Annotated in this window: 3 protein-coding genes; all 3 read right to left on the bottom strand. The window is 33.6% G+C overall.

Features of this window, described 5'->3' with window-relative positions; translation table 11 throughout:
- On the bottom strand, positions 1-737 hold a 737-nt coding region (locus tag MR593_RS07985), incomplete at its 3' end, for an AAA family ATPase (RefSeq protein WP_290691694.1).
- Between the two features lie 102 nt (positions 738-839).
- Positions 840-2870 (bottom strand): protease Lon-related BREX system protein BrxL, encoded by a 2031-nt coding sequence (gene brxL, locus MR593_RS07980; RefSeq protein ID WP_290691693.1) that lies wholly within the window; start codon positions 2868-2870, stop codon positions 840-842.
- Positions 2871-2941: 71 nt separating this feature from the next.
- On the bottom strand, positions 2942-3159 hold a 218-nt coding region (locus MR593_RS07975), incomplete at its 5' end, for a hypothetical protein (protein WP_290691691.1).

Genomic DNA, 3159 nt, shown 5'->3' with positions numbered 1-3159 from the left:
AATGGTATTAACTCTGGATTGATATTAGATTCTGGCTCATCCCACAATAAAATTGTATCTTTATCTATCAATCCATTTCGTATTAGTTTATATAATAAACCTAACTTTCTAAATCCTTCAGCCTCTAAAGAAAACTCTATCTTTTTATTATCTTTCTTTATTATATAAAAATTATCATTTTCGTATACAACAGTTCCACCTATTACCTTTGACAATTTATCTAATATATTTTGATGTACTTTTGATATTTGTTTTGCCTCTGGAAGCTCTGCGTTTGTTATTATATCTATATAAGTCTTGTCAAAAGGAAGATTAAATTTATTGTTAAGTGCTAAAAATCCTTTTGAATGAGATATCATATCCTTAGCTGGTATAAATAAAGTCTTTAAATTTATATAGTCATTAAAGCTAATGTTTTCATTGTATTTTTTCGATTCAATATCTTTAATAATCTTATAAGTTAATTTTTGATCTTCACTGTATATAATTTCAATTTCAGCATTTTCTTGATTATTTTTTACTAAATTAAATGGTTCTGTATTAAAAAATTCCTTAGCTATTTCTATTTTAGTATCGTCCTTTTTATCTATAAACTGAGTTAATGCATATATGTATTTTAATAAGTGAGTTTTTCCAGTGCCATTTTCACCTATGATTACATTAACTCCTTTGTCAAAATTTAACTCAAAATCTTCAAATACAGTTATATTTTTTATAAATATTTTCTTTATATTCAAAATTTGCCTCTCCTTTTAGCTAAAAGATTCTATAAATGTTTATTTTTATTATATACAATTTAGATAATATTTAAACATTTATCGGTAAAATTTTTTATATCATCAGTCAACCCCCAGCGCCTTAAATACAGCATCCTCTGGTGATGTATAAAAAGAAGTCTGAAACTTAGCAAACAACTCTGGTGGCACTGTAGGCAAATCAACTGCACTGCTCATAGGTAGCAAAATCTTCTTAGCTCCAGCATCGAAGCAGACTTGGAGTACGTTTGCGAGCTCTTCAATTTTATTGATAGTTCCACCTATACTAAGTGATCCAAGTACAACTAGCTGACTTTGGACTGGTCGATTCATAGCGCCAGAACACAATCCTACAAATGCAGCAAGTGAAAGCTCAGAATTTAACCCAACTCCTGCAATATCCTGTACATACATCATATAATCTCTATTTGTCAGGCTTATAGATGCGCTGATATTTTTGCTGTTAGCTCTGAAGTACTTAAATGCAGTGTCTATGGATTCTTTGGCGTCTCTGTCAGATGCTAGTCCACTTTTTTCAAATTTGCCGTTTCCGTTTATGACCTCGGTCTCGATTTTGTAGACACCTATCATGCCGCTTTTCCCTCTAGCAACAGTGTACACATGGCCGGCGCGGTTCATTCCCTCTGGTATGATTTTGCCTCCACCTTGCTCTGGAACTGATACAAATTCTTCTTTGAAGGTTTCATTATCTATATAGGAAAATTGAACATCGTAAAACTCCATACCTCCGATTTTTTTAAGCTGCTCCTTGACACGTCTTCTGCCGACTAGAGCATATCTTAAAATTTCCTCGATGCCCTCCTTGTCGAATTCTCCATTAGGATATAGTAATTTTACCATACCAGATACAGTTTTTCTGACTGCGATCGTATCTCTTTGGTTTAAATTGTTACCCAACTTAAAATACTTATCTATGCTATCAGAGAAATTACGTTTTCTCATCTCTCTTAGAAATTCAGATAGATAATCAGTTATAAATCCATATTGATTAGTAAAAAACTCAGGTCTCATCTTAGGTATTTCCCAGCCAGGCAGATAGTAATGCATTCTATCAAAAAACGCACTGTCACTACTCATCGCATCTGGAAATGGCTCAAATAAGTGAGAAGTTTTTATAAGTGATTCTACACTTTGGTTTATATTTCCGACAAATACCATAGATGCAGATGCGTTTTTCTCCTCACGACCTCTAGCAAATGATCCAGATGCCATGTAGTCCTTCATAATTTGTATACCATCCTTATCCTTAAAATGAATACCAGCAACCTCATCAAAAGCAACAGTATCCCACATTCCTACAAGTCCTATTTGCTTGGAGCTCATATTGTAAAATAAATTCGCAACAGTAGTCTGTCCACCTGATACCAATATAGAGTTAGGCGAGATCTCCTTGTACAAATGAGACTTACCTGTACCACGAGGTCCAAGCTCACATAAATTATAATTATTTTCGACAAGTGGCACCATTCTAAGTATCAAATGCCATTTGACATTTTCATCCAAAGTAGTAGGCTCCATACCTATACTTCTAATCAAAACATCTATCCATTCCTGCTTAGTAAAATTACGTCTACCCTCCCTTATTTCATCTAAATCAAGATTAGGCATCTGTATAGGTGTCAAATCAGATATATTAAAAGGCGATGCATCCTTGGCATCCTCATCAAAAAAGTAATCCATCTTCAATATACACCAGATTCCTCCACATAATAATTTGTCGTAATCCTTGACATAATGAGGAGCTATCGGCACACCCTTTAACCCCAAGTTAGAAAATTCAGCCTCGTACAAATCCTTCTTGGCATTTAACTTAACTGTCAGCTTATCTATAACAGTAAACTTCCCAAGCTCTCTAATTTTCGATTTTATTTTCTCAGCCTCATCTGGTCTCACAAAATTATCAGCCAATATCCTTTTAACTCTCTCAACACCCTCATTTATGCTGTCCTCGTCATCAGTTGCACAGTACATCCCAAGCAAATACTCCAAAACATAAACAGGCACATTTGCCCCCTCTTTAATTTTCTTAGTCAAATCTTTGCGGACAACTCTGCCAGCAAAATACTCATTTAATTTTTTATCTAAACTGTCCATATTGTCACCCCTCATTTTAAAAAAATCGCCTCATATACTATAATTATAGTCCTATAAGGCGATTTAAAACACTAAAATCCAAAATCATCTTGGATTGCTATATCTATAATAAATTCATATCGTTTATACTCTTCATCTACCTCGTGATTATCTTCTATCATAACTAGATAATACTTAGATTTTTTGTCGTATTTGATACTGCTTTTTAAGGCAAATCTCTCTTTGAACACCCTCTCCTCAGCATTAGACGATTTGCTGTCGGCGATTATGCTTATTTCATTAGAGATTA

It is taken from the genome of Intestinibacter sp., from assembly GCF_022780145.1.
Taxonomy (GTDB): domain Bacteria; phylum Bacillota; class Clostridia; order Peptostreptococcales; family Peptostreptococcaceae; genus Intestinibacter.
The sequence above is the reverse complement of the archived record's forward strand: the minus strand, read 5'-3'. Positions and strand labels throughout refer to the sequence as shown.